A 26,057-nucleotide genomic window follows, 5' to 3' on the forward strand; every position below is an offset into this window, starting at 1 on the left:
CAGTTTTTGCGGATTTTACTGTTTAGGTTGATCGATTTACTGACGTTGCCGTAAAGAGACTGGTCAACCTATTGCAGATTGCCATTCTCAATCGTTGTTAATTGGTCGATGAGGGACATGGTCTGAACGTACTGATAAGGGTTTCAGACCATGCCCATTTTTCTACTATGACAACAAAACTACCCTGCCTTAGGCTAAGACTAGGGGGGCCAGCCCCAGATAGCGAATGCCCTCAGGCTTTACTTCAAAGCGACAGGGCAGCACCTGCACCCCCCTGGCGATCGCCTCCCGCAGCAGTAGCCCGTAGGTCGGGTCGGCCTCATCGCCGGGCGAAAACGCGGTGCAGTCACCCCGGTTGATGAAGTACAGCATCGTGGCCTGGGCGGTGGGTATCAGCGCCGCCAATTCCTTCAAATGCTTCTGACCACGGGTGGTCACCGTATCGGGAAACAGGGCCAGACGGCCCTTGGCCCAGGTGGTGTTTTTTACCTCAATGTAGGTGGGGATGACATTGTCTTCCCCAGAGATCACAAAATCAATCCGGCTTTTGCCGTCGCCGCCGTAGCGCACCTCGGGGCGAATGGTGGTGTAGTCTCCCAGTTCGGGAATTTGCTTAGCCTCCAGCAGCGCTTTTACCACCCGGTTGGGCAGAGCCGTATTGGCCCCCACCCAGGTGGGTACAGTGTCGTTGACCTCAGCCAACTCCCAGGTGTAGGCCAGCTTACGCTTGGGGTCATTACTCTGGGAGACCAGCACCCGTCCGCCAATGTGGCAGACCCCGGTCATCGGCCCCGTATTGGGACAGTGGGCGATGATCACCTCGCCACTGTCTAGCTCAATATCGGCAAAAAAGCGCTTGTAGCGTTTGAGGAGGGTGCCCCCCAGCAGGGGCGGAAAGGGATAAAACCAGTCAGCAGCCATAGCAACAAAAAATGGAGCAGCGAAGAGCGACAGAGAACGAAACCAGTGCTCACCCTATCAGGAAAGGGCTGAGACCGGCACCTGAGCAAAGTAGCGGCGGCGAAACTGCTCTTCTTGCAGGGCGTCGAGAAAGTGCTGCACCGCTGCCAGGTCAGGATCAATCGGCTCTGGTGCCGCCTGAAAGGTCATGGTTTCTGCAGCGATCGCCACCACCTCAAAGCCTGTGGTCGCTAGGGCGGTCAACCCCAACGCCAGACTCGTGGGCGAAAGGTGTAATCGCCGGATGAGCTGAGCCTTGGTCACCGGCAGGGCTGTGCGGACAAGGTACTTAGCCAGGCCCACCAGCTCTTGCCACAGAGCTACCGGATCTCGGTCATCCACCGCTGGGGAAAACGCTAGAGCCAGGGTTTGGCCATCTAACCGGCCAGTATTCTCTACGCTGGTCAGCTCGCCCTGCACCGATTGCACATCTACCAGCTTGACGTGGTACCCGTTGTAGCTGTTGTGGTCTAGCTCTACCACCAGATCGCAGCGGCCCTGGGGCAGTTCGTCGCGGTAGTGCCCCCACCACTCGCCAGGAAAGCCGGTCTGGGCGCTGTCGTCCCACAGCTCAAACTCGGTTTTGATAAAGCTGACGGCCTTGTTGTGGCGATCGCGCAAATTCTTGTGAAAGGCATTCTGAAACCAGGCATTGCGAATCAGCAGCTTAGGCACCGGGTTGCCCATGCCGCAGGGCTCTAGCCATTTCAGCTCGCGAAACAGGGGCTGACCCAGGTCGGCCACCGTCACCGCTAAATCGATGTCTAGGCTGGGCTGAGGGGAACCGTCGCCCCCCAACTGCTCGCGCACCATGCGGTTGAGAGCCGTCGCCAGCAAGTCAACATGCTCCACCGGCAGGGTCAGGCCCGCCGCCAGAGGATGGCCGCCAAAGCCCGTCAGCAGGCTGGCCTGGGTCTGAAATAGCTGATATAGGTCGAGCCCTTTCACCGATCGCGCCGAACCCCTGGCCAGCCGAGGGCCATCGTCCCCCAGGGATGGATCTGCAGGTGGATCGATACGCAGCAGAATCGTGGGCCGCCCCAGCGACTGGGCCACCTGCCCCGCCACCAGCCCCAAAATGCCAGTCGGCCACTGCTCGTCGGCCAGCACCAGACAGCGGGTGGTAGCTAGATCGACCTGGCCGACCCGCGCCATGACCTGGTTATAGAGATCGCGCTGGAGAGCTTTGCGGCGGGTGTTGGCCAGCTCGGCCTCGTTGGCTAGAGCCTGAGTATGTTCAACCTCCTGACTGGTCAACAGCTCTACACAAAAGCTAGCATCGCCGTGGATGCGGCTGACCGCATTGATGCGTGGCCCCAGACCAAAGGAAATGTCTGTGGGGCGATCGCCCGTGCGTTTGCACAGTTCTAGCAGCTTCGCCAACCCTGGCCGGGGGTAGGGGGGCCGGGGCTGTAGCTGGGTTTGCAGCTGCTGTAGCCCCACCTGAGCCAGGTAGCGACAGTCGCCGCGCAGCTCTACCAGGTCGGCAATGAGGCCGATGGCCACCAGGTCAAGCACATGCTCTAGGGGCTGGGGCGGCGGCGACTTGAGCGATGCGTATAGCCCCTCCAGCAGTTTGTAGGCCACCGCCACCCCCGACAGCGTCGCCAGGGGATGCTCGGTTGGCAGGCAGCGGGGGTTGATCAGCGCCACTGCCCCAATATCTCCTTCCGGCACCGTGTGGTGATCGGTGACAATCACTGCCATGCCCAACTCGGCGGCGTAGGCAATCTCGGCCCCGTGGGTGCTGCCCGTGTCGCAGGTGACAATCAGCGTTGTGCCCTCTGCCGCCAGCTGCTCTAGCCCGCGCCGCGACAGCCCATGGGACTCGCTCAGCCGGTTGGGAATGTAGTACGTCAGGCGATCGCCCTTGGGAATCAGCTGTCCTAGCCCGTCCCACAGCACGGCGGTAGCGGTCACCCCATCGGCGTCAAAGTCTCCCCAGATGGCCACCTTCTCATCGCTGTCGATGGCCTGCTGAAGTCGGGTGACGGCGATCGCCATCGCCTCCCCAAAGGCGCTGGCCGCAGCCGGAATATAGGCTCTCGGGTCTAGCCAGCCAGCCACGGTCTCCGGTGTACCGATCTGCCGCTGCCACAGCACCTGGGCCAGCCGAGCAGGGCGATCGGTACCGCCGGGCAGCGCTTGGGCTACCACATCTAGCCACCCCTGGGGGCAAGACTCAGCCAAGGGGCCATTCCAACGCTGGGCCTGAATAACCTGGTTAACCATCAAGCTAAGTCAAGAAAAGGTGAGGTTGAGATGGAGCGAGTCTGGCCCAAGTAGGCAATTTAAAGAAGCTTCCGTAAAATAAATAAAGCCTAAAATTTTAGGCCAACTTCCTACGATACGATGAGTAGATTCATCTATTTGGCCGAATTATTTGACCGAATAAATTTATCTTAGTCTCTGCTCTCAAATAGCTGACTAAAGATCACGACTAGCCTGCTGCCTTTGCTCTACAACAGGTCTTATATCTTAGATTTCATGCTTAACGAAGTGCCAGAAACCTCTGTCTACCTGCGGCGGCAAAGAACCTGGCGTAGTGTACCTTCGCAACTTTCCTATGACTAAACATAGCCACCCCGAGCTAGACGGGCAAAACCCTGAGACCCTTTATACGTTTCAGCTCAAGCGGCCCGGTCAAACCCGGCGAGAGCGGCTCCTGTGGGTCGCCCTAGGTCTCTCCCTGGGAGCTGGTTTGACCGTGGGTTATGGGTTGCTCAAGCCATCGGCGGGCAACTCCTTGGCACGGCCATGGTTTTGGTCATCACAGCCAAGCTCTACCCCTGCGGCAGAAGATCCCTTTCGCCAGGGTTCGGAGCGAGCTATGGCCGCAGCAGAGTTAACCCAAACCGCCGAATTTAGCGAAGAATGGGCCGCTGTCGTCATGGACTGGCAACAGGCGATCGCCTTGATGAAGGCAGTCCCCAAAACCAGCCCCAACAGCGCGATCGCCCAGGAAAAAGTGGTTGAATATGAGCGCAACATGCAGTATGCCCAGAGCAACGTCAGCACCCGCGCTAGCCGCACCCCCGACAGTAAAACCTACTGGACCCTGGGCTCAGACCACGATCTAGTCATCGCCATTGAAGGCCCCCCAGCCCAGACCATCCAGTACCCAAGCGCCTGCCTGCAGACCCTACGCTACGGCAACAGCCTTGTCGAACTCAATAATGGCTACGTCAAACAGTACGACAACCCTGACGGCACCCTCAACGTACTGGCCGAAGGAGCCACAGTCTTGTCAGCCACCGCCGACCCCGGCACCTGGACCCTGGGATCCACAGAAGCCAAAGTCTTGCAGCTCCAGGGCACCCCGACCCGTCAAGAGCAGTACACCTCCAACCGGTTTACCACTCTCTACTACGGCAAGAGCTCAGTTTTCCTGGAAAATGACCAGGTCATTGGCTACCTCAACTCCGACAACAATCTCAAGCTGTCGATCAATCTCCCCGATCTGCCAGCAGGTCAGACAGTGCCCCCCGCCTGGTCAGTGGGCTCTAGCCGCACCGAGGTAATCCGCATCGAAGGCAGGGCACCCCTAGCCATCAGCCGCAACGACACCAACTGTGAAGAGGTCTTTCACTTTGAATCTGGCGAAGTGACCTTTCGCCAAGGCTTAGTAACGGGTTATAACGACCACGGCTCAGCACTCCGGGTGCGCTAGCTCTCTGGCTAGTTCAAACTGGTCTAAATACGACCTAAGTGATTGGCGCTTCCATACCCTCGGAGCTAGATTTGGTGCATTGTTTTAGACTCAATGACCGTATGCTTAAGCCAGTGACCTAGCCGACCTCGCCCCAGCCCCAGCGCCGTGGATGACGCCCCCAACACCATTGATTTGGTTATCGTTGATGACGATGCCGAAACAGCTCGCCTGCTGAACCGGCTGCTCAGCCAGCAGGGGTACAGAGTTCAAGTGGCCGAGAACGGTCAACAAGCAATAAATTGCATTCTCAACCGGCAACCAAGCCTGGTGTTGTTAGATATTTTGCTACCCGACATAGATGGCTATAGCCTGTGCCAACAGATCAAAACAGATGCGCTGACGGCAGAGATTCCGGTCATCGTGTTGAGCTCCCTGGGTGACTCCCTCGACAAGGTCAAGGCTTTTCAGGTAGGGGCTACTGACTACATTACCAAGCCCTTTGCGATTCAAGAGGTGCTGGTACGGGTGCAAAACCAGCTGCGCCTGGCCCAGCAGCGGCAGCAGCTCAGTCAACAAAATGCTTTGCTGATTCAAGAAGTGCGTGAGCGCACCCAGATGGAGCAGGCTCTCATCGCCGCCGAGATGAACTATCGCAGCATCTTTGAAAATGCCACAGTGGGTATTTATAAGGCGGCTACTACTGGGCAGTTGCTCAGCGTTAACCCGTCGATGGCGCGGCTCTATGGCTATGACTCAGCCGAGCAGATGGTTGCCACCGTCGAGAATATCAGCCGCCAAATCTATCTGGAGCCAACTCGCCGTGATGAGCTGGTGGTCTATCTCAATCGCTTTGAAAAAATCACCGATGCCGAGTCAGAGGTGTTTCGCCAAGACGGCAGCACGTTTTGGGTGAGTGAAGATATCTGGAAAGTGTGGGATAAAGCAGGCAACTTTCTCCACTACGAGGGCATTGTTCACGACATCAGCGAACGCCGTCAGATGGAGACTGAGCTGCGCCAGCAGCGCCAGCAGGCCGATCGCCTGTTGGTCAACATCTTGCCCTACCGCATCGCCCAGCGGCTCAAGGGCGGGGCCCGCACCATTGCCGAAAGCCTCGACCAAGTTAGCGTGCTATTTGCCGATCTGGTTGACTTTACTGCCGCCTCAAGCGAGATGACGCCGCGCCAGCTGGTCAAGATGCTCAACGAAGTATTCTCCATATTTGACCAACTGGCAGAGTTTCATCGGCTAGAAAAAATTAAGACTATTGGCGATGCCTATATGGTGGCTGGGGGGTTGCCCACCCCTGACGACGACAATGCCGAGGGCATAGCTCATTTTGCCCTCGACATTTGCGAGGCGATTAAGCAGCATTCGCGACCCGACGGCCAGCCTTTTCAAATTCGAGTTGGCATCAACACTGGCCCGGTGGTAGCGGGGGTGATTGGTCGGCGCAAGTTTGCCTACGATCTCTGGGGCGACACCGTCAACATTGCCAGCCGCATGGAGGCTACCGGAGAAGCCCAGCGCATACAGGTCACGCCAGAGCTCTACGAAAGGATCAAGGACAAATTTTTGCTGGAGCCCCGTGGCCATGTGGCCGTCAAGGGGCGAGGTCATATGATGACCTACTGGCTCCTAGGGCGTATCTAGCTCGGGCCTGGCAACAGTCTGGAACCATAGCTCAGGTAGGCGGTCAACCCCCTTAGAGATTTCACTTATGCTGGCCGTTAGCCCGTGTTAGCCTGATAACACTCAGCACCTAAAATCAGAACGCAAAATCGGCAGCGCTACAGGGATCGATTACGGACAGCAGAGACGCTGGTGTTGGTACGGGTTGGGCCAACTCACTGTGGTCAGCTCAACGGGTTTTGAGAGAGCTGTCGAGCCAAGCAGGGTCAATCAGAACACTTATAATTTTTAGGCTAAGGGCTATTGCAGGTTTAGATTGGCAAGGGCTCGGGTAAGGAAGCAGCCATGGCATCACATCAGCAAGCAACAATTTTTATCGCAGAGGCTGCTCCCCACCATACTCAAGCTCTGAGCACAATTTTGGCGGCGGCGGGTTATCAGACCCGCAGCGCGCTGGAGGCTGACAGTTTGCTCGATCTACTCAAACAGACTCCTGACCTGGTTTTAATTCCGATGGTGGCCGATGGCGATCGCGGTTACCGGCTCTGCCAGCAGATTAAAGCTAACCCGGCCCTAGCCCATCTGCCGATTATTTTTGTCGGGGTGGCTGAGGTGCTGGCTAACCCCACCCAGGTCTTTGAAGCGGGGGGCGACGACTATGTAATCGGCCCGATGATTGCGGCAGATGTCATCGCTCGGGTGAAGCGCCAGCTTGAGGGTAGCCAGCCAGATGCTGGGGCGATCGCCCTAGCCAAGACCCTTGCACCGCGCCCATCGCTGCTGAAGGCGAGCCTGCAACGCATCCACAACTCCCTCGATTTAGATACGATTCTGAGCACCGCTGTGCGGGATGTGCGCCAGCAAACCCAGGCTGACCGGGTGGTGATCTATCAATTTAGGAGCGACGGGCAGGGGGTGATTACCCATGAGTCGATAGTCGATGAGAGCCTAACGATGCTCAATCGTCAAATTAACGATGCCTGCTTTGACCAAGACCATGCGATCGCCTACTGGTCTGGCCGCGTCGGGCAAATTGACGATGTGGCGACCTTGGGCAAGGTGAGCCAGTGCTATCGAGATATGCTGCTGAGTTTTGGCATCAAAGCCAACTTGACAGTGCCGATTATTCACAACTTGATGGGGCAGACCCGCTACCTCTGGGGACTGGTGATTTTGCACCAGTGCCACCAACCCCGGCAGTGGGCGGCAGCGGAAGTCGAGATGCTGCAAGAGCTCTCGGCGCACCTGGCGATCGCCATTCAGCAGAGTCGTCTGTTTAACCAAGTGCAGCGTCAGGCCCGCCAGGAGGTGCTGCTCAACCACATTCTCGATGAAATTCGCGCCAGCTTTGAGGTTGAACAGATTCTGGCCTGCACCATCGATCACCTGCGGACAGCGCTCAACCTGCGCCAGTGCGGTATTACCCTGCTGCACCACAACCTACCTAAATTGCCTACACCATTTCTGCTCAGCGGCCAAACCCCTGACTCTGAGGAAACGGTACCGCCCCTAGAGATTACCGACGCGCTGCGGCGGCAGCTACTGCTCGACAGTGACCAGCAGGTCACTCCTTACCTCACCCATCCGGTGGCGGTGAGGCCCCATTCATTGCAGTCTGTGGTGCAAGGCCAAGCGGCCTACGTGGCCAGCCCGATTCGCACCGATGGTCAGGTGCATGGCGTGCTGTGGGCTTGCCCTAACCCAGACCAGTTGGCAATGGCATCGATCAAGGTGGGCTCGTGGGAGTATAGCGACCTGCGTCTGATTGAAGAGGTGGCCCAGCAGCTGGGTCAGGCGCTGCACCAGGCCGACCTATACCAGCAACTGCAAACCGCCAACGACGAGCTGCAGCGATTGGCACACCTCGATGGACTCACCCAGATTGCCAATCGGCGTGAATTTGACCGCTACCTGACCCAGGAGTGGCAGCGCTTGCAGCGTGAACAGAGCAGTCTGGCTCTGGTGCTGGCAGATGTAGATTATTTCAAGGGTTTTAATGACACCTACGGTCACCTATCTGGGGATGACTGCCTGCGCACCATTGGGCAACTGCTGGCCCAAATCACCAAGCGCCCCGCCGACTTGGCGGCCCGCTACGGTGGGGAAGAGTTTGCCCTAATTTTGCCCAATACCAGTCCGGCAGGGGCGATCGCCCTGGTGTCAGAGGCTCAGACCCACCTCAACCGACTGGCTATTCCCAACCGGGCATCGCCGCTGTACGGCCAGGTTACCCTGAGCTTTGGCGTCACGGCCCTGGTGCCAACTCTGGCCCTGTCGCCCGAGGTGCTGATGCAGCGCGCCGATCAAGCCCTCTATGCCGCCAAAAAAGCCGGTCGCAACGGCTACTGCCTGTGGTCTGAAGCGATAGAATCAGGGCAAGAACATTCTGCTGAGGCGTCTCGGTAGTGGGGGTGACGGGGTAATGGAGTAGGGAGAGGTGGCTTCGTCTCATGGTAAGTTTGTCGCTAGAGCTTCAGCAGCGGCTGCGATCGCCCCTCAGCATCGGCCCAGTCACGCTCCACAGCCGAGTGCTCCAGTCGCCCCTCTCGGGGGTGACCGATCGCGCCTTTCGCCAGCTGGTGCGCCGCTATGCCCCCGACTCCATGCTCTACACCGAGATGGTGCAGGCTACGGGTCTCTGCCACGCCCAGCAGCTAGAGAAAATCATGGATATCGGCCCCGCAGAGCAGCCGATCAGCATTCAGCTATTTGACTGCCGCCCCGACTTCATGGCCGAGGCCGCCCGCCGGGCCGAGGCCGAGGGGGCCAAAACCATCGACATCAACATGGGCTGCCCGGTGAACAAAATCACCAAAAAGGGCGGCGGGTCATCTTTACTGCGCCAGCCCGAGGTGGCCGAAGCGATCGTGCGCACGGTAGCGACGGCGGTGGCCATCCCCGTCACCGTCAAAACCCGCATCGGCTGGGATGACGACCACATCAACGCCGTCGAGTTTGCCCGCCGCATGGAGGCCGCCGGAGCCCAAATGCTCACCCTCCACGGGCGCACCCGCAGCCAGGGCTACCACGGCCCCGCCCGCTGGGACTGGATTACCAGAGTAAAGACTGCGCTCTCGATTCCGGTAATCGCCAACGGCGACATTGTTTCGGTGGAGTCGGCGGTGCGCTGCCTGCAAGCAACCGGGGCCGATGGCGTCATGTGCTCGCGGGGCACCCTGGGCTACCCGTTTTTGGTCGGCGAAATTGACGCTTTTCTAAAAACCGGAACAGTGCTGCCCCCGCCTACAACGGGTGAAATGCTGCGCTGTGCTCGCGAACACCTGGGGCTGCTGTGGCAGTATAAGGGGCAAAAGGGCATTCATCAGGCCCGCAAGCACATGGCCTGGTACGTGAAGGGCTTTGAGGGGGCGGCTCCCCTGCGCCAGCGACTCTGCCAGATCGATACGGTAGAGGCGGGCTACGACCTGCTGGATGGGGCGATCGCCCAGGTAGAGTCTGCCGCGGGATTGGGGAATGCGATCGCCCCTAACCCTCCCCAATTGATCTCGTTACCCTAGGCTATTCACCATGGTGCAAGCCCTCAACCCCACCTATCTGACCTTTGAGGAGTTTCTGCGCTGGGTGCCTGAAAACGGTAGCCAGTACGAGCTTTACAGCGGATGCGTAGTCGAAATGCAGCCTACCGGAGCCCACAAACTCATTGGTGCATTCTTAGCGGAAGAGCTGACCCTACACTTTCGTCAGCAAAATCTTCCCTACACCATTCCTAAAAGCGGATTAATTAAACCCCAGAAGCCCGACTCCGGCTATCGACCCGACGTGATCGTGCTCGACAAACGGGAGCTGGTTAACGAACCGCTGTGGAACAATGCCTCCACAGTGCAATTTGGTTCAACCATCCCGCTATTGATCGAAGTGGTGAGCACCAACTGGCGCGATGACTATGGCCACAAGCTGGTCGAGTACGAGGCCATGGGCGTCGCCGAGTATTGGATTGTCGATTACCGGGCGCTGGGGGCCGTGCGCTACATCGGTCAGCCCAAACAGCCCACGGTCACGATCTGCCAGCTCGTGGAGGGTGAATACCAGATCCAGCGGTTTACTGCCGGGCAAGCCCTGGCATCGAAGCTGTTTGCCGACTTGAGCCTAGCGGTCGATCAAATTCTAGCGGCGGCAAATTATTAGCTCACGGTATGCCCCTCTGGGCCTGGCCAGCCGAACCCGGATATCCGCCCCTTGACTAATGGGGTTTAAGGTAGGATCTATAGATAAATTTCCATTGCAGTTTCCATCCCTGTAACCCTCATGACCTCGTACGCCACCGCCACTGCCCGCGCCGATATGGGTGAGCTTCGCCGTCTGAGAAGCCTGCTCCCCCCCGAGCTGCAAAGCTGGGTGACAGTGGAGTCGGCTATCGACGTGACACCGCCGCTAGTCACCTGCGAAGAGCTGGGCAAAGACCAAGTGGAAATTCAGATTGACTTGATTAAGTGGGAGCAGCTAGCCCTCGATCAGCGCAATCTACTATTTTGGCACGAGGTGGGCCGCATTCAAAACGACACCATTCCCCGCGATGGCTGGGAGATGGCAGCCCTAGCCATTGGCCTAGGCGGTGCCGTGGGCGAGCTGTGGGTGCAGGATGGGCTACTGCTGATGCTGGCCTTGGGTCTGTGTGGTTTTTCGAGCTGGCGGCTCTACAAGCGCAACAACAACCAAAAGACCCTGCAAGAGAGCATCAGTGCCGACGAGCGGGCGATCGCCATTGCCACCCGCTTTGGCTACACCCTACCCAACGCCTATAAGAGCCTGGGTAGCGCCCTCAAGACCCTGATCGAGCAAACTCCCAAAAAACGCCAGCGCGATCGCTACATCAAGCGCCTCGAAGCCCTCAAAAAGAGCGCCGCCAAGGCTAAAGAAAGCGCCCGGGCCGAGCGGGGCGATATGCGATCGGCTTATTAGGAGCTAGCTCCCAGAGTTCTATACCCTCAGATCCCAGGGTTCTGTCCTGCTTTGCACAGGTCATCGGCAAGGCAAACAGGAACCCTGGGTCTTTTGTTGCAAGTTATACAAATCCTGCTCCCCTGCCGACGATTCAGCAGGGCAAACCGCTGTTTGCCCCTACAGGTCTGCCGGTTGCAAATCGGGGTATGGAACTCGGATTCGACATAACTTGCTTACGCCAAGGCTTGAAGAATAGACTGAACCACCTCCAGGCTAACCTGCGGGGGCAGTTGATCACTGGCACCGATCACCCCAACGCCATCTCCCTGGAGAATTGCCCCCGTCAGCCCCGCAGCAGCCAGCCCCGGCCCCAGCCCAGCCGTTCCCTGGGGTAGCAGCACCAACGGCGTTGGCCCCTGGCGAAAGACGCCTACCCGCTGCACCATCAGCTCAAATGCCCCGGCCTCAAACGCCGGATTGAGATCGCCGTCGTACTCAAATTTGCTCAGCATGAGCTGCATGGAGTACAGCTGGGCGGGATTAAGCGGGCTAGCGTCGGGCACCGTGCGAGCGCGGCGGGTAGCCACCATGTCGCGAAACGAGCTTCTCACAGCGACTAGAGCGTTGGCCTCGGTGTCAAAAGATCGGCAGTAAGCGAGACTATCCCAGCCGGGGTTGTCGCGCAAAATCCATTTGTAGCGCTGACCATCGCCCTGGGCGTAGAGCACTGTACCCTGCCACTGGCCCAGGTTGAGGGGCGGGTCAATATTGCGGGTACGAATGGAGGCAAACCCACCGTTGTTGGCCGTAGACACCTGCCCACCAAACCGCAGACCCTGCTCTTGCCACTGCACCTGGCTGGCGCTGACGCCGCCCATCACCCCGTCGTCGAGGCTGCCCCATAGAGCGGCGATCGCCCGGTGGGGCTGACGAAAATCGCTCAGCATAGCCTCCTGGTATGTGGGCAGGTGTCCTAGCTGTTGTATCAAGGTCTGGATCACGTTGTCTGCGCCAGGGGTTAACACCACCAGGGGCGTGTTGACCAGGCCCTGGCTAGAGTCTAGGGCAGCTGTGTTGACGCTGTAGCCCATGGGGGTGAGCTGGTCAGCCAGTCGATCGGCAAGGGCAGACTCGCCTAATAGCCGCAGTTCTAAAGGGAGGGGGGATGGCTCTAAGCGATCCATAGTCAACATCTCTGAATTAGCCGGGTAGGATGTGCCCCGATCGCCCTCAACCAGGGCTGCTAGGGCACCCAGCCCCTTAGACAGCGGGCCTGCCACCTCAAAGTGGGCAAGGGTCTTTAGCAGGCGAAAAGGGTTCCAGACCATGGGGGTTTAGGTGCAACGGTGATCGGCCTTGAGCCTAGCATGGTCACCCCAGAGCAGCCCTGAGCCCTGGGAAGGGTTATTCTTCGATCGCCAGCGAGACCCGGTTACCTCCCACCGATCGCATGTCGCCCAAAAACTGCATCACCTGCTCGTAGGGCAGGTCTTGACTAGGCAGTACAAACACGATGTTTTCGGGGTTGCGGGCCAGATAGCCCTCCATTTGCCCTTTGACCGCATCGGCATCGGTGGGCTGACCATTGAGCTTAACCTGGCCATCGACTCCAAGCTCGACGATAAAGGGGTCGGCGGGTAGAGGCGGGGGCGACACATTGTCGGGCTGCTCGGCGGGCAACTGCACGTCGATGAGCTTTTCGCTGCCCAGGGTGAGGGTGACCACCACAAAAAAGGCCAGAATGCCCATCATCACCGTCAGCATGGGAATCAGGTCAACCTGAGGGGGCGGCGGGGCGGCCTTTGACTTAAAACGCATGGGGCTATCCTAGGCGATCGCCAGTACTGACAAACTCTGCCGAGTGGCTGCGCTCGTTGGCCAGCAGAGTGGGCTCATACCAGTACTGACGGTAGATCAACTCTAGCTCGTTGCCCGCGTCTGAGAAGTAGTCGATCTGCTGCGACTGGAGGGTGACCAAGACGCGAAATACCAGCAGCGCGATAATCGCCACCACCATGCCTGCCGCCGTGGTGATCAGCGCCTCGCCAATGCCCGCCGCTGCGGCACTGGCCTGGTCGCCAGTGCCACCGCCGCCGATGTTGAGGTTGCCGAAGGTGGCAATCAGCCCCGTCACCGTGCCCAGCAGCCCCAGCAGTGGAGCCACCGCAACAATAGTCTCTAAAAGTTTGTCGCCCTTGCGCATTTTGACAAACTCGCGATCGCCCGCTGTCTCCAGCGCCAGACGAAAGGTGTCGGGGGAGGGTTGCTTGAGCCGCAGGGGAGCCAGCAAAAAACGACCGATGGGCAGATCTTGTGACTGGGTGGCGATCGCCGCCGCCTGAGTCAGGTCGCGGCGAGAGGCATCGAGCACCTCGTTGACCACCTGGTCTTCGCGGCGCAGCAGGTTCGTCCAAAACAGGGCACGCTCTAGGGCGGTGGCAATGGTCAGCACCGAACAACCCATAATGGGCACCATGACCGGCCCACCCTTTGCTAAAAACTCAAAAACAGTTGACATAGCCCAAGATTAAGTTACGTTGCTTGCGGCCACCAATATCCAGACTAAGACTAGCGAAAGCTATGGCCTGGCACATTAACAAAAAGAAATTATATTTTTAAGGGTAGATTAAGTCTTCCTATACCCGTTATACCAAGCTCACCCGGTATCTGTGGTTTCCTGCAGGTAGCAGCCCGCTCCTGGGTCTGACTTGAGTTTGGTTTCCCCTAGCCCAGTGGCTAGTCAGCACTCAATTTTAGGGTCACAGATACCCTCGAAGACTCTTCAACCAGCTCAAGGTGACCGTAAACGACCCGTTCGAGTTGAGTTTGTCGAACCCTTAATTGCTGAGTCTTGACGGTGCACTAGTCGTTGTCGCCTCGAATGTAGGGTCGGTTTATCACCCGGCCAGTGGGGCTAGTAACGGTAGTGGCCTTAATCGCCGGGTCGAGTTGGGCCGCTGGGCTGGGTGCGTCGGTGACTGGATCTGGGCTGGCCGCAACCGAACCCAGCGCAATGCCTGGGTTAGCCGCCTTGGTGGTCGTCGGCTGCCCAGCCGCCCCCGAGGCGGTAGTTAGCTCTTGCCAGCTCAGATTGCCATCAGAACCAATCTTCACCAAGACTGAGTCTACTGTGGTGGTGCCGGTTTCAAGGCCACCTACCACCTGACACTGAAAGCGATCGCCCGGCTGGTTGGCTCGGTAGGTAGCCGTGCCGCAGTCGATCAGCGCCCGCTGACCAAAGGCCTGGGATAGCCCCTGCTGAATAGTGTCTTCGACCTTGGGTAGGTTGAGCAGCGCCTTGGAGTTGGGCACGTCCCAGGTGACGTTGCCCTGGCTGTCTTGCTGGGTGACATTGATGGTAAACGTGCCGTCGGGCTCAAGCTCACCCACACACCGAAAGTAGGCTCCCGTCTGTCGAGTCACGTCGCTGGGGCAGAGCACCGACTTCAGCGCCAAGCGACGACCCTGACGCTCTATATCGGCTTTGATCGCCGCCTCAACATCACTAGTGTTGAGGCGGTTGCTGCAGGCCGTTAGGCCCAGGGCCAATAGCCCAACCCCAGTACGAAAAGTCAACGTGCGAAAGGTCAAAGGGGGAAGCATGCGCCTGTACATCGGTCTAGTTTCGTTGTTGAGTAGCCATCTGCATTGTGTCAGGAAGCAAGGGCGATCGCATGGTGTCTACAATACGTCCAGACACAACACATCTAGATATAATCATTCGGATATTCAGACACTAATGACGCCATTGCCGGTGGCAGCAGCGATGTGAGCGCCTAGTAGCCCCACGGGTGAGCAAGCCTAGCCACAGTAACCGATCGGGGCGCGGCTGCCTTGATCAATATGTGAGCCATCTCAGGCAGACTGGTAGATAGACTTGACACAGTCAGGCTTGCTCCAAAGAGTCACGGCTATGACCAGAGCCACCATAGTTTGCGTTTACCATAAACTTGTTGAGAAAATCTGCACTAGATGGCAGATTCGCAAGTGTCCACAGTAGAATAAATCTAAAGCGGAGACGCAAGTTTCCGTTCACTCCTCACACCACACTCCGCCCAGGCTTCGGTCTGGGCGGTTCCTTATGACAATCAACATTTCGCGTCAATGCTTGCGTCCTGACGTTTGTGTCCCAAGGCGATTCTGACCCAATGCTTAAGGGGCTCACACCATGGAAATACACCATAGATTAACCCCACCTCAAGGGTGGGGCAGCTCTGCTAAGTAATAGCCCAAATTGCCAGGGGTTGGCTGTGGTAAGATTGCGTTTGGTTATGAAAGGCAAGGAATACTTAGGCATGGCAGCTGCTCCGGTCACAGACTCTACGTTTAAGCAAGAAGTTCTCGAAAGCACCGTTCCTGTTCTTGTAGATTTTTGGGCTCCTTGGTGTGGCCCGTGCCGCATGGTGGCTCCCGTGGTAGAAGAGATTGCTGAGCAGTACGATGGCCAGGTTAAGGTCGTCAAGGTCAACACTGACGAAAACCCCAGCGTAGCCAGCCAGTACGGTATTCGTAGCATTCCTACCCTGATGATCTTTAAAGAAGGTCAGCGGGTTGACATGGTGGTGGGTGCAGTACCCAAAACTACTCTGGCCAATACCCTTGAGAAGTATCTCTAGCCATTGATCAGCATCTCTGGTTAATGTCAACTCATAGCGCTGTTGTCCTCCGGTGAGCTGCTGTCTCTTGCCGGAGGTTTTTGGGCGGTAGGGGTAAAAATCTCGCTAGAATAGGTTGCTGCCTCTATGAAACCCATTGCTTATGGTTGCGCTCCCCTCTGACCTACCCTCTAGCGTTCAGGCCGATCTGGCCATGGTGCTTGAGCAATTGCCCCACATGGAGCACGGTAAGCTCATTCGTCAGGTGCTAGAGACCATTTTGCGAATGATGGGGCGCGAGTCCGATCGCCTAGACTGGAAAATCTTGAACTATGCCCTGCTGGATATGGAGCAGGGGTTTCAAATTTTTTATTCCTACCGTCACATCCGCAAAATTACGATTTTTGGCTCGGCCCGCACCCAATCCCACAGTCCTGACTACCAATTGGCCGAGCAGTTTGCTCGGCAGGTGACCGAGCTGGGCTTTATGGTGATGACGGGGGCAGGGGGCGGCATTATGGAAGCCGGTAACGCCGGAGCCGGGCCGCAGCACTCCTTTGGGCTCAATATTCAGCTGCCCTTTGAGCAGGGGGCTAACCCAGTGATGGCGGGCAACCCCAAGCTGATCAACTTTAAGTATTTTTTCACTCGAAAGCTGTTCTTTTTGCGGGAGAGCGATGCGCTGGTGTTATTTCCGGGGGGCTTTGGCACCCAGGATGAGGCCTTTGAGTCGCTGACGCTGATTCAAACCGGCAAGGCTGACCCGATGCCCATAGTGCTGGTCGATCACCCCGGCGGCGACTACTGGCAGGGTTGGGATAGCTATATTCGCACTCACCTGCTCAGCCGAGGTCTGATCAGCACCGATGACCCTAGTTTGTACACTATCACCGACAATGTAGACGACGCCTGCCATGCCATCAGCAGCTTTTATCGAATCTACCACTCCTGTCGGTACGCAGGCGATCGCCTGATTATTCGGCTCAAGTGCGATCTGCCCGATAGCGCCGTCGCTCTGCTCAACGAAGAATTTGGCGGCTTTTTAACCAAGGGTAAGATCGAAAAAACGGCGGCCCTACCGGAGGAGTACAACGATGAAACCATCCTCCTTCCTCGCCTGGTGATGCACTTTAACCATCGCGATTTTGGCAAGCTGCACCAGTTTATCTGGCGGCTCAATGACTTGGGCGACCATCGCCCCGAAACGACCCACCCCGAACAAAAATAGCCCTCGGGGGCTACTCTTACGCTGATGAGTGGGTCAGACAACCTACTCGTCGTGCGTCTGTGTGCTTGTGCAGACTACTCTAGCCAAGGGGCTAGGCCCAAAACCCTGCTGCTTGCAAAAAGCGGGGGTTGCCATCGCTGGTTCCCTACAAGTTCCTTACAGATTTTAGGTAAGGTGCTGAGGTCGAAGATAATGGCTGTCTCAGGCCGCGATCGCTGGCTATGCGTTCTCATCTACAGGGCTTAAAAAAGGTGCTGACTCCTCTGCGCGACTGCTTAGGACCTGGGCCCAGACGCTGGTTGCCTCGAGTTTTTCTGGCCTTGGCAACGGTGGTTCTGATGTGGCTGGGCAGTGGGGCCAGTGCCCAAACCCCTGCCGTTTCAAACTACGAACTGGCCCAGGCCCAGCCCTTCAACCAAATTGAAACCTACCCGATCGCACCCCTGCCCACCTCGCCCAATCTGCGGCCCAACGGACGCTGGATTGGGCGGCTGATCTTGCCCAGCGAGGCCGACTACGCTGCCGACCCCGGCGACTGGGCCTGGTTCGAGGTGTGGCATGGAGATGCTGATCGGGTAGGACAGCGGCTGAAGCTGACCTGGAAACCCACAGAGCTAACCCGCACCTACGTCGAAACCGTCACCACCGACATTGCCTTTACCCCCCAGGCCGAGCATTTTTTGGCCAACGGCAACGTGGTGCCTACTCGGCTCAACGGGCGGCGGCAGGTCGGCCCCCTGCAATCTCTGGCTGGGGCGCGACCCAGGGATGATGTCTCGGTGCGGTTGGTAGACGCTGAACTCACGATCCAGGACGGCCAGCCGGTACTGCAAACAGAGCTGGAACCGATTCAAATCACCGGGCGCGAATACGGCCTGGTAAAAATTCTCGGCCCAGACCCCAGCGTCAATGCCCCTTTGCCGACAGAGTGTCCAGGCCCGGAGCCCTGTCCAACGGAGTTTTTTCGGGTGCAGTTCTACGACACGGCGGCCCAAGACTTTACCGGCCCCATTGGCACCGTGCGCATTCCCCAGCAGCCGATGGTGAATGGGGAGCGGTTTTTCTCTAACCTGCGCGACCTCGAGACTTCTCCAGCGGGGCAGGCCGGGTGGTATATCTACGGAGCCAGGGATGCCAATGACATCTTTACCGTACAGGCACTGAAGCCCCGCGCTCTCTTACAGATTCAGCCCGACCAGGTGGTGATTGGCCGCTCCGCAGGCTATCAATACATCGATCGCCAAAACTGGCGCGATACTCCCCAGCGCAAGGGCAGCCTTCAGCGGGTGTTGCTCAGCCCCGACGGCGGCAGCCCTGACGCCGCCCGCGCCCAGTGGCAAGAGGGCGACTACGGCTTGGTGATTCACCTATTCGGCGGCATCGGCGGCGAAAATAGTGAGTTCATTCCCGTTGGGACGGTGACGGGGCACTTTGCCTACGGCCTAGCGCGGATAGTGCGCGAACCGATCACCAACGAACTCCAGTTCGACATTCAGTACCAGCAGATCTACGCCCACAGTTCCCCGGCGGTGCTTTCGGGCACCCACGACTGGGCGGGCTACGTCGGCGACATGCAGCGGGGCTGGCTGGGTATACGCCCGATCTCTGACGTGGTGGTCAAGCTCGACTCGTTTATTACCCCTTTTCAGTTTGGCGAGACCCGCATTTCGCTGTTTGAGGAATTGCTCAAACAGACCCAGGTGATTGCTGCCCGCTATCGTACGGGAGATGGTACCGGGGTGGCCGGGGTAACGCCCGCCACCTCCTGCGTGCAAGACTCAAACCAGGCGCTGTTCATCGCCATTCAGCAGATCCGCAGGCGGATTGAAAATAACTCTGACATTGCGCAGTGGCTACAGCAAAACCCCGACAGCCACGAGGTGGTGCGCGCCATTCAGTTTGTGGCCCTGGGTATGGCCATGGAGGACATGCTGGTGCCCTACGGTGTGGTGCGCCGCGACTGGCAAAACAACGCAGAGTCGCTAGCCGGGGTAGCGCCAAAGGGAGCGTTTATTAGCAACAGCGGGCTGCTGGCCGGGGCGCTGAGCTGGCAGAGCATGATGCCCCGCTGGGCGCATGATGAGGTGGCGCGGGTGTTTTTGCGCCACGGGGCGCAGCTGTGGTTTTTGCGCACCAATATGGTGGGGGGCAATGACCCCAGGGTAGAGCCAGTGCCGCCCACTACGCTGATGGGTGGCATTCCGCTGGTGGGGCGGGCGGTGCAGCGCTTTGCCGATGCCGTGACGGTGCCGCTAAACCTGTTCAATGGGCTGCTGGGCCTGGTGGCGCTGGGGTTGTATGGGGCGATCGCCGTCCCCTACGGTCTCAAAACCCGCTTTCTTAGCCGCCAAAATGCCATCGCTAGCCCGCTGCCCATGGCCCTAAGCGCCCTGCGGGTATTTTTGCTTCCCGCCCTGCTAGAAGAAATCGTCTTTAGGGTGATGCTGCTGCCCCACCCTAAAGAAGGTATCTCTGGTAGCCAGTGGATTCTGTGGGCGATGCTTAGCTTGATGCTCTTTGTGCTCTACCACCTGCTGCTGGGCAAAACCACTTACAAAGCCGCCTGGAATACGCTGAGCGATCGCCGCTTTCTCACCCTGGCTGGCTGGCTGGGCCTGCTGCTCTCCGGTGTGTATTGGATTACCGGCTCCCTTTGGCCCATCGTCCTTATCCACTGGGCAGTGGTCATGACTTGGATCTACGCCTTCGGCGGCAAGGAACGGTTGCCGAGGCGGAGGTTTGGACGCTTACAAACCCAAGTTGCTCAGCCTTAAATTTTGAGTTCTGCCTTGAATGCAAAACTAATCACTTAAAACTCAAACCTCTCCGCCTCCCCATGACCTCCACCGACGCCGAAAAACTCGCTTGTCTCGAAACCCTAGCCGCCGTGGCCAAGCTTAAAGGCGATCCCACACCAAGGGAGTTTGAGGCGTTTCTAGCGGTGGTCAACACCTTTGCCCCCTTACCCCTGGGGATAACGCCTGAGGGGTTGTTGAATGACCCTACCCCGGTGGAGCACTGGCTACCGCAGATTCAAACGCCGGAGATGCAGCAGCAGGTGTATCGGGGGGCAGTGGCGATCGCCCATTCTAAAGGCATTGATCCCCAAGAAGCAGCGCTACTCAGCCAGTTGCGAGACATCTTCCAACTCTCCCCAGAGGTAGCCCATGCTCTGGCCCGACAACCCTTTCGCGTAGCCTCCTCAGAGCCCATGGTGAACTCGGCGCTGACGGGGATGGCGGCGCTGATTGGTCGCGAGGGCGATGTGCGGCGGCTGATTTTTGACTACGCGCTGGGAGCGGCGATGGTCGGTTTGGTGCCCCTGCGCGGCGGCGGCATTCTCGAAATCAAGTTCCTGATTGTGCTGCTGCTGATTCTCAAAATGATTTGGGATATTTGCACTTTTTGGGGCAAACCCCAGGGGCAGGATGTACTGGCGGTGATTGGCAACCTGTTTGGCTTTATGGCGGCGGTCATCGCCGGCTTTTTGGCCTGGTGCACTCTGGTTGGCCTGGGGGTGGTGATGCCTTACGCGGGGGCCTTTGCCCAGGCCGCCGCCTTTGCCACGGCCACCTGGGTAGCGGGTCAGTCTACGACCCAGTTCTACACCAGCCAAAAGCGCCCTGACTTCACCGCCCTCAAGCGAGCCTTCCCCAGCCTCATGGCTTCTAACCAATCAGTAAAGCCGTAGGATGGGCACTGCCCACCAGAAAAGATCTTTCCAGCCCTCCCCTCAACCTACACAACCCTTGGAGCCCAGCGTATGGACAAATTCAAACGTCGCCAACTGCTGCTGGGGGGTGTGGCCGCTGGCACCGCCGCCACCCTAGGCACCGAGTACGTGCGACGAGAGCGCGCCCAAGAGCGCCAGGCCGTGATCGACGCTTTTGCCGCCGAGTTTTACGATCCTGAAGACATCATTCAGGCGGCAGTCACGGGCGATACCCGCATGGTGGAAGAATTTCAGGCCATCCAGGCTGCCGCCGCCTTTCCACCGCCGCCAGTGCCCTACAACCGCACCATCTCAAAGCGACTGATCTTGCTCAGCCGTCTGGCCACTCAGCAGTACATCACCGGGCGCAACGACCCCAGCTACGACGGCAACCTGCAACAGCTGCTCGACTACGACCCCAGCCTTGACAAGTACCGTCTGGTGACCAACTTTCGCGGTCAAGAGCGCCAGGTCAACGACAGCATCGAGCTTCAGGTACCCCAGGCCGTCATCGACGACCCCACCCTGCTCGATGACCCCACGGCTCTAGAAGAAACTCTCTCCCAGACCCAAGACGCCATTCGCACCGGGGTGACGGCGGCGGTGCGGGTGGGGCGGCGCATTGAGGTGTTTTACGGCTTTTTGCTGGAGTCTGACGACGACAGTATTTTGGTATTTCGCGGCACCCAGCGCACTACCGAGTGGGTGGGCAATATCTATGCGGTACAGCAGCCTTACCTCGACCCCAACACAGGAGAAAATTTGGGCAATATTCACACCGGCTTTCGTCGCATTGCCACCAGCATCATCAACCCCCTGGTAGTGGAGGCGGTGAAGCAGATCAACCCCAATAAGCCCTGCTACGTGTCGGGTCACAGCCTGGGGGCGGCCCTGGCCACGGTGCTGGCTATGGATATCGCCCTAGCGGTGCCCGAGCTACAGCCCAGCCTGCAAGTCTACGTGTACGCCAGCCCACGGGTGGGCAACCCAGAGTTTGTCCGCAGCTACGCTAAGCTTTTGCCCAACAGTTTTCGCATTACCAACTTGGCTGACCCGATCCCAACCATGCCGCCTACCCGGCTGCGGGCCGAGTTTGTTCACATCGGCGAAGAGTGGTCGTTTCTCAGCCAGGCGGGCGACATTTTGCCCAACCACATTGTCGATACCTACCGCCGCGCGGTGAATGCCGAGGCCGAGAGCAACCAGCGGCGCGAGTTTCCGATCGCAGGGATTGCTTAGGCGATCGCCAGTCAATCACAGGGGCCAACGGTTGTTGGCCCAATACAGGGACGTTCTTTTCGAAAAATAGCCTCATGCCGAAGCAGAACTCTGGCAACAAACACGCCTGAGAATTTTGCGTCTTCCAACGTGAACCCATGACAAAATTCACCCCTCTCCGATGGGAGAGGGGTGAGGCGAGAAGCAGAGGCTGAGGAGGGCTAGACCAGCTCCTTGCGCTTAAAGGTGCCGAGGCCAGCGTACTTGGCGCGGGCACCCAGCTCTTCTTCAATGCGCAGCAGCTGGTTGTACTTCGACAGACGCTCGCCGCGGCAGGGAGCACCCGACTTAATCTGCCCGGTCATGGCCCCCACCACCAGGTCGGCGATGAAGTCGTCGGGGGTTTCGCCCGAGCGGTGGCTGACCATACAAGTGTAGCCCGCATCGTGGGACATTTTGATCGCTTCTAGAGTCTCGGTAATCGAGCCGATCTGGTTGACCTTGACCAGGGTCGAGTTGGCGACCCCAGTCTTTATACCCTCAGCAATGATGGCGGGGTTAGTGACGAAGAGGTCATCGCCCACCAGCTGAATGCGATCGCCCAACCGCTGGGTCAGCAGCTTCCAGCCCTCCCAGTCTTGCTCGCCCAGGCCATCTTCGATCGACACAATCGGGAACTGGTCGGCCCAGCTTTCCCATAGGTCAATCATGTCGGCAGTGCTCTTGCGGCTGTTGTCAGACTTATAGAACAGGTAGCTGCCGTCTTCTTGGTACAGCTCGCTGACGGCGGGGTCGAGGGCGATCGCAATGTCATCCCCCGGCTTTAGCCCCGCCTTCTCAATGCCCTTGAGAATCACCTCAATGGCTTCTACATTGCTCTTGAGGTTGGGGGCAAAGCCGCCCTCATCGCCAATGGCGGTGCTGTAGCCCGCCTCTTTGAGCACCGCCTTGAGGGCGTGGTAGACCTCGGCCCCATAGCGCAGCGCCTCAGAAAAGGTCGGCGCACCCACCGGGGCAATCATAAATTCTTGGAAGTCGACGCTGTTGTCGGCGTGGGCACCGCCGTTAATGATGTTGAAACAGGGCACCGGCAGCAGCACCGAGTCGGGGCCGCCCAAATGCACATAGAGAGGAATGTCAGCGGCGATCGAGGCGGCCCGCGCCACGGCCATAGACACGCCGAGAATGGCGTTTGCGCCCAGGGTGCCCTTGTTGTCGGTGCCGTCTAAATCCAGCATTTTCTGGTCAACGGCGGCCAGATCCATCGCATCCATACCGATAATGGCCGGGGCAATGGCATCGTTCACGTTGGCAACCGCCTTGAGCACGCCCTTACCGCCGTAGACAGCCTTGTCGCCGTCGCGCAGCTCCAGCGCTTCGCGAATGCCGGTGGATGCCCCAGAGGGCACCCCGGCCCGGCCCTTGGCCCCACCCTCTAGCACCACATCGACCTCAACCGTAGGATTGCCCCGCGAATCGAGGATCTGTCTGCCGTGAACCGATGTAATTGCAACCATGACATTTACTCCATTGGTGATTCGATGAGCCGCTGCCACCCCGCCGTGGGGTAAAGCCAAATTTAGACGATGAGCAAGCCTGTAGTATCCTACCGAGAAACCCTTGCTTAAAGTAAAGAACGCAACGGTTTGGGGGGTTGGCGAGTTGGCCTGGGCTACAGGGCTGTCACATCACCCAGATATCTGGCCCAAGTCTCTGCCCAACCGCCCTGTGAGAGTGCCCTGGGTTGGTTCATCTCTCGGCGCTCTAGCGTCAGACGCATTCCCCAGACGATCCAGCGCCATCATAGACCGGGGCGCTGCAGCGCGAGGCCGCATTCCCACACTGCGCGCAGGCACGATGGGCTAGATTGCTGCGTTGCCCAAAGAAATCTAGCCTCCGTATATTTTTCACACTTAGTGTTTCATTAGCTACTGCGCTGGGTAGGCTACCCATAGGAGTCGAGCACAAGCCTTAGTAAGTTGTTTCGGCTCTAGCTCTAACCCCTTTACCCAGAGGAAAACCCTATGGCTCAGCGTGAATTTAAGATGGTGGCAGCCTTGACTCTTGGGGCGATCGCAGTAGCTAGCAGTGCGGCCATTGCCCAGGCGCAGTCGCGAGTTGACTGGCTCAGCAGCGGCGATAACATCATGTACGACGGGTACCTCTATGATGGCGAGGCCGTAAGTGCCATCTGTGATGACGACTGCTACGACCTAGACCTGTTTCTCTACGACGCCGAAACCGGCGACCTGGTGTCTTCTGACACTATGGAAGATGCCGTTCCCGTAGTGATCGCCCCCTACGAGGGTAATTTCTTGATTGAGGTCATGATGGTGGGCTGTAGTCTCGAACCCTGCGAAACCTGGACTGACTCCGACGCCGGGTTTTAGGGAAGAGCACAATTGTTTTTAGACTTATTGGGGTCAATCAAAAAGGCAGGGGCGATCGCCTCTGCCTTTTTGATTGGCTATGCAGGGCAAAGACATTCCAGCCGCAGACACGGGTCATCGTTCCGACGCTCCAGCGTCATCTACAGCCAGCGTCATTTACAGATAGAGTGAGCCCACCCTAATGCCGATGGGTGTCGCAGCCATGGTCGTCTGGGCTGGGTTGGGCGATGGCCAGGCTGCCCTGGCAACCAGGACACAGGCCAAAGAACTCTAGCGTGTGGTAAAAAATCTTGAACTCGTGGGCCTTGTGCAGCTGCTGCTCAAGATCGTGCACCGGACACTGGTCGATGGCAATGGTATTGCCGCACTGGAGGCAGGTGAGGTGGTGGCGATCTTCTTGGGGCAGGCTATAGAGCGATTCGCCCGAGGGCAGGGTGCGCATTTGCACCGCCCCTTCCAGCTTGAGGGCATCGAGGGCGCGGTAGACCGTGGCCAGGCCGGTAGTGTTGCCGTCTTGCCGCATTTCGACGTACAGGTCTTGGGCCGAAATTGGCTTGCTCAACCCTTTGAGAACGGTTAAAACTTTTTCTTGACTGCGGGTGCGTCGTACCATGCTGGCTCACTAGTGTTAGCTCAATTTTATCAACCGGGCGATACGGTAGGATGTTGATTGCTGATGAATCGCCTATTTTCAACCGCCACCGGAGTCTGCCCGTGACCCAATACAGCGCCCGCATCTATGTCACCCTGCGCCCCTCGGTACTTGACCCAGCGGGGACGGCGGTGCAGTCGGGCCTGGCCCACATGGGCTATACCAACGTCGGCCCCATTCGCATTGGCAAATACATTGAGCTGACCCTGGAGGCAGAGAGTGAAGCTGCCGCCAGCGAGCAGCTCGATCGCATGTGCGATCAGCTGTTGGCCAATCCGGTGATTGAGAACTATCGGTTTGAGCTACAAACTCTGGCGACGGCGTAACGACGAATGGTTGTTCGCCCCTACGCCGTCGCCGCTACAAGATTCCTTCACCTCCCTATCCCATGAAATTCGCCGTCATTGTCTTCCCCGGTGCCAACTGCGATCGCGATGTGGCCTACGTCACCCGCGATATTCTTGCTCAGCCCACCCGCATGGTCTGGCATGAAGACAGCGACCTGGGCGATGTGGATGTCGTGGTGGTGCCGGGGGGCTTTAGCTATGGCGATTATTTGAGGTGTGGTGCGATCGCCCGCTTTTCGCCCGCCATGCAGGCTACGGTGGCCCACGCCAACGCCGGCAAGCCAGTGCTGGGCATCTGCAACGGGTTTCAGATTTTGACCGAGGTGGGGCTGCTGCCGGGGGCGCTAGTGCGCAACCGAGATATGCGGTTTATCTGCGATCGCGTTCCCCTCCGCGTTGAGCGCACTGACCTGCCGTGGACTGCTGGATATTCTGCGGGCCAGGTGATTAGCTTGCCCATTGCCCACGGCGAGGGCTGCTACTATGCCGACGAGGCTACCCTGGCAGAGCTAGAGGCCAACCGGCAAATTGTCTTTCGCTACAGCAGCGCCGAGGGCGTGGTGGATGCAGCGGCCAATCCCAACGGTTCATTAGGCAACATTGCGGGCATCTGCAACCGCGAGGGCAACGTGCTGGGTCTGATGCCTCACCCTGAGCGGGCAGCAGATTCTCTACTGGGCGGGATAGACGGCTTGCCGGTGTTCCAGGGTTTAGTACAGGCACTGGTAGCAGCCTAGACCTGAGGTGAGCACCTAGATTTCTGGGATTA

The 26,057-nt window shown here is 58.3% G+C and carries 22 protein-coding genes; 14 read left to right on the forward strand and 8 right to left on the reverse strand.

Annotation, left to right across the window (positions count from 1 at the left end):
- Window positions 1-189: 189 nt before the first annotated feature.
- Both sfsA and recJ read right to left on the reverse strand, forming a co-directional pair.
- Window positions 190-921, reverse strand: a complete 732-nt coding sequence (gene sfsA, locus AC0QKW_RS17895) for a DNA/RNA nuclease SfsA (RefSeq protein WP_473152447.1) — start codon at window positions 919-921, stop codon at window positions 190-192.
- A 57-nt stretch (window positions 922-978) separates the two neighbouring features.
- Window positions 979-3,192: a single-stranded-DNA-specific exonuclease RecJ gene (gene recJ / locus AC0QKW_RS17900; protein ID WP_473152448.1), complete on the reverse strand. Its 2,214-nt coding sequence runs from the start codon at window positions 3,190-3,192 to the stop codon at window positions 979-981.
- 334 nt (window positions 3,193-3,526) lie between these two features.
- Here recJ and AC0QKW_RS17905 point away from each other — a divergent pair, with 334 nt between their 5' ends.
- The 6 genes from AC0QKW_RS17905 to AC0QKW_RS17930 all read left to right on the forward strand — a co-directional run bounded on the left by AC0QKW_RS17905 (window position 3,527) and on the right by AC0QKW_RS17930 (window position 11,164).
- Window positions 3,527-4,630 carry a hypothetical protein gene (locus AC0QKW_RS17905; protein WP_473152449.1) on the forward strand — a complete coding sequence of 368 codons (1,104 nt, stop codon included), beginning with the start codon at window positions 3,527-3,529 and terminating at the stop codon, window positions 4,628-4,630.
- A 147-nt stretch (window positions 4,631-4,777) separates the two neighbouring features.
- Window positions 4,778-6,265 carry an adenylate/guanylate cyclase domain-containing protein gene (locus AC0QKW_RS17910; RefSeq protein ID WP_473152450.1) on the forward strand — a complete coding sequence of 496 codons (1,488 nt, stop codon included), beginning with the start codon at window positions 4,778-4,780 and terminating at the stop codon, window positions 6,263-6,265.
- Between the two features lie 324 nt (window positions 6,266-6,589).
- Window positions 6,590-8,650 (forward strand): diguanylate cyclase domain-containing protein, encoded by a 2,061-nt coding sequence (locus tag AC0QKW_RS17915; RefSeq protein ID WP_473152451.1) that lies wholly within the window; start codon window positions 6,590-6,592, stop codon window positions 8,648-8,650.
- Between the two features lie 44 nt (window positions 8,651-8,694).
- Window positions 8,695-9,762: a tRNA dihydrouridine synthase DusB gene (gene dusB / locus AC0QKW_RS17920; RefSeq protein ID WP_473152452.1), complete on the forward strand. Its 1,068-nt coding sequence runs from the start codon at window positions 8,695-8,697 to the stop codon at window positions 9,760-9,762.
- 10 nt (window positions 9,763-9,772) lie between these two features.
- Window positions 9,773-10,390 carry a Uma2 family endonuclease gene (locus AC0QKW_RS17925; RefSeq protein WP_473152453.1) on the forward strand — a complete coding sequence of 206 codons (618 nt, stop codon included), beginning with the start codon at window positions 9,773-9,775 and terminating at the stop codon, window positions 10,388-10,390.
- A 120-nt stretch (window positions 10,391-10,510) separates the two neighbouring features.
- Window positions 10,511-11,164, forward strand: coding sequence for a DUF3318 domain-containing protein (locus AC0QKW_RS17930; protein ID WP_017300740.1), 654 nt, complete (start codon window positions 10,511-10,513; stop codon window positions 11,162-11,164).
- A 215-nt stretch (window positions 11,165-11,379) separates the two neighbouring features.
- Here AC0QKW_RS17930 and AC0QKW_RS17935 read toward each other — a convergent pair whose 3' ends face one another.
- The 4 genes from AC0QKW_RS17935 to AC0QKW_RS17950 form a co-directional block, all read right to left on the reverse strand.
- On the reverse strand, window positions 11,380-12,474 hold the full coding sequence (locus AC0QKW_RS17935) for a CIA30 family protein (RefSeq protein ID WP_473152454.1): 1,095 nt from the start codon (window positions 12,472-12,474) through the stop codon (window positions 11,380-11,382).
- Between the two features lie 76 nt (window positions 12,475-12,550).
- Window positions 12,551-12,964, reverse strand: coding sequence for an ExbD/TolR family protein (locus AC0QKW_RS17940; protein ID WP_473152455.1), 414 nt, complete (start codon window positions 12,962-12,964; stop codon window positions 12,551-12,553).
- A 4-nt stretch (window positions 12,965-12,968) separates the two neighbouring features.
- Complete coding sequence (locus tag AC0QKW_RS17945; RefSeq protein ID WP_473152456.1) at window positions 12,969-13,664, reverse strand: MotA/TolQ/ExbB proton channel family protein; 696 nt, start codon at window positions 13,662-13,664, stop codon at window positions 12,969-12,971.
- Between the two features lie 344 nt (window positions 13,665-14,008).
- Window positions 14,009-14,749: a DUF4333 domain-containing protein gene (locus AC0QKW_RS17950; RefSeq protein WP_473152457.1), complete on the reverse strand. Its 741-nt coding sequence runs from the start codon at window positions 14,747-14,749 to the stop codon at window positions 14,009-14,011.
- A gap of 692 nt (window positions 14,750-15,441) precedes the next feature.
- Here AC0QKW_RS17950 and trxA point away from each other — a divergent pair.
- The 5 genes from trxA to AC0QKW_RS17975 all read left to right on the forward strand — a co-directional run bounded on the left by trxA (window position 15,442) and on the right by AC0QKW_RS17975 (window position 21,920).
- The gene (gene trxA, locus AC0QKW_RS17955; RefSeq protein WP_473152458.1) at window positions 15,442-15,762 is read left to right on the forward strand and encodes a thioredoxin; all 321 of its coding nucleotides are present in this window, start codon (window positions 15,442-15,444) and stop codon (window positions 15,760-15,762) included.
- 142 nt (window positions 15,763-15,904) lie between these two features.
- Entirely contained in the window at window positions 15,905-16,969 is a 1,065-nt protein-coding gene (locus AC0QKW_RS17960) for an LOG family protein (protein ID WP_473152459.1), read from the forward strand.
- 329 nt (window positions 16,970-17,298) lie between these two features.
- Window positions 17,299-19,743, forward strand: a complete 2,445-nt coding sequence (locus tag AC0QKW_RS17965; RefSeq protein WP_473153002.1) for a CPBP family glutamic-type intramembrane protease — start codon at window positions 17,299-17,301, stop codon at window positions 19,741-19,743.
- Window positions 19,744-19,805: 62 nt separating this feature from the next.
- Window positions 19,806-20,660, forward strand: a complete 855-nt coding sequence (locus AC0QKW_RS17970) for a hypothetical protein (RefSeq protein WP_473152460.1) — start codon at window positions 19,806-19,808, stop codon at window positions 20,658-20,660.
- A 72-nt stretch (window positions 20,661-20,732) separates the two neighbouring features.
- On the forward strand, window positions 20,733-21,920 hold the full coding sequence (locus tag AC0QKW_RS17975; protein WP_473152461.1) for a lipase family protein: 1,188 nt from the start codon (window positions 20,733-20,735) through the stop codon (window positions 21,918-21,920).
- A 200-nt stretch (window positions 21,921-22,120) separates the two neighbouring features.
- Here AC0QKW_RS17975 and eno read toward each other — a convergent pair whose 3' ends face one another.
- Window positions 22,121-23,416 (reverse strand): phosphopyruvate hydratase, encoded by a 1,296-nt coding sequence (gene eno, locus AC0QKW_RS17980; protein WP_473152462.1) that lies wholly within the window; start codon window positions 23,414-23,416, stop codon window positions 22,121-22,123.
- Window positions 23,417-23,923: 507 nt separating this feature from the next.
- On the opposite strand from eno, the gene AC0QKW_RS17985 reads away from it, so the two are divergent.
- Entirely contained in the window at window positions 23,924-24,289 is a 366-nt protein-coding gene (locus AC0QKW_RS17985; protein WP_473152463.1) for a hypothetical protein, read from the forward strand.
- Window positions 24,290-24,467: 178 nt separating this feature from the next.
- Here the strand turns inward: AC0QKW_RS17985 and AC0QKW_RS17990 are convergent, their stop codons facing one another.
- Complete coding sequence (locus tag AC0QKW_RS17990) at window positions 24,468-24,902, reverse strand: Fur family transcriptional regulator (RefSeq protein WP_473152464.1); 435 nt, start codon at window positions 24,900-24,902, stop codon at window positions 24,468-24,470.
- 101 nt (window positions 24,903-25,003) lie between these two features.
- On the opposite strand from AC0QKW_RS17990, the gene purS reads away from it, so the two are divergent.
- Entirely contained in the window at window positions 25,004-25,267 is a 264-nt protein-coding gene (gene purS / locus AC0QKW_RS17995; RefSeq protein WP_473152465.1) for a phosphoribosylformylglycinamidine synthase subunit PurS, read from the forward strand.
- 62 nt (window positions 25,268-25,329) lie between these two features.
- Window positions 25,330-26,025, forward strand: coding sequence for a phosphoribosylformylglycinamidine synthase subunit PurQ (gene purQ / locus AC0QKW_RS18000; protein ID WP_473152466.1), 696 nt, complete (start codon window positions 25,330-25,332; stop codon window positions 26,023-26,025).
- Window positions 26,026-26,057 lie beyond the last annotated feature (32 nt).

The organism is Pseudanabaena sp. PCC 9330, from assembly GCF_055795045.1.

What these genes read in the sequence shown, in the direction of transcription:
- AC0QKW_RS17930 (WP_017300740.1), top strand. Translation starts at nt 10,511, where the DNA reads ATGACCTCGTACGCCACCGCCACTGCCCGCGCCGATATGGGTGAGCTT.
- recJ (WP_473152448.1), bottom strand. Translation starts at nt 3,192, where the DNA reads ATGGTTAACCAGGTTATTCAGGCCCAGCGTTGGAATGGCCCCTTGGCT.
- AC0QKW_RS17950 (WP_473152457.1), bottom strand. Translation starts at nt 14,749, where the DNA reads ATGCTTCCCCCTTTGACCTTTCGCACGTTGACTTTTCGTACTGGGGTT.
- purQ (WP_473152466.1), top strand. Translation starts at nt 25,330, where the DNA reads ATGAAATTCGCCGTCATTGTCTTCCCCGGTGCCAACTGCGATCGCGAT.
- AC0QKW_RS17960 (WP_473152459.1), top strand. Translation starts at nt 15,905, where the DNA reads ATGGTTGCGCTCCCCTCTGACCTACCCTCTAGCGTTCAGGCCGATCTG.
- AC0QKW_RS17990 (WP_473152464.1), bottom strand. Translation starts at nt 24,902, where the DNA reads ATGGTACGACGCACCCGCAGTCAAGAAAAAGTTTTAACCGTTCTCAAA.
- AC0QKW_RS17975 (WP_473152461.1), top strand. Translation starts at nt 20,733, where the DNA reads ATGGACAAATTCAAACGTCGCCAACTGCTGCTGGGGGGTGTGGCCGCT.
- dusB (WP_473152452.1), top strand. Translation starts at nt 8,695, where the DNA reads ATGGTAAGTTTGTCGCTAGAGCTTCAGCAGCGGCTGCGATCGCCCCTC.
- trxA (WP_473152458.1), top strand. Translation starts at nt 15,442, where the DNA reads ATGGCAGCTGCTCCGGTCACAGACTCTACGTTTAAGCAAGAAGTTCTC.
- AC0QKW_RS17970 (WP_473152460.1), top strand. Translation starts at nt 19,806, where the DNA reads ATGACCTCCACCGACGCCGAAAAACTCGCTTGTCTCGAAACCCTAGCC.
- AC0QKW_RS17925 (WP_473152453.1), top strand. Translation starts at nt 9,773, where the DNA reads ATGGTGCAAGCCCTCAACCCCACCTATCTGACCTTTGAGGAGTTTCTG.
- AC0QKW_RS17945 (WP_473152456.1), bottom strand. Translation starts at nt 13,664, where the DNA reads ATGTCAACTGTTTTTGAGTTTTTAGCAAAGGGTGGGCCGGTCATGGTG.
- sfsA (WP_473152447.1), bottom strand. Translation starts at nt 921, where the DNA reads ATGGCTGCTGACTGGTTTTATCCCTTTCCGCCCCTGCTGGGGGGCACC.
- AC0QKW_RS17905 (WP_473152449.1), top strand. Translation starts at nt 3,527, where the DNA reads ATGACTAAACATAGCCACCCCGAGCTAGACGGGCAAAACCCTGAGACC.
- AC0QKW_RS17940 (WP_473152455.1), bottom strand. Translation starts at nt 12,964, where the DNA reads ATGCGTTTTAAGTCAAAGGCCGCCCCGCCGCCCCCTCAGGTTGACCTG.
- AC0QKW_RS17985 (WP_473152463.1), top strand. Translation starts at nt 23,924, where the DNA reads ATGGCTCAGCGTGAATTTAAGATGGTGGCAGCCTTGACTCTTGGGGCG.
- AC0QKW_RS17935 (WP_473152454.1), bottom strand. Translation starts at nt 12,474, where the DNA reads ATGGTCTGGAACCCTTTTCGCCTGCTAAAGACCCTTGCCCACTTTGAG.
- eno (WP_473152462.1), bottom strand. Translation starts at nt 23,416, where the DNA reads ATGGTTGCAATTACATCGGTTCACGGCAGACAGATCCTCGATTCGCGG.
- AC0QKW_RS17915 (WP_473152451.1), top strand. Translation starts at nt 6,590, where the DNA reads ATGGCATCACATCAGCAAGCAACAATTTTTATCGCAGAGGCTGCTCCC.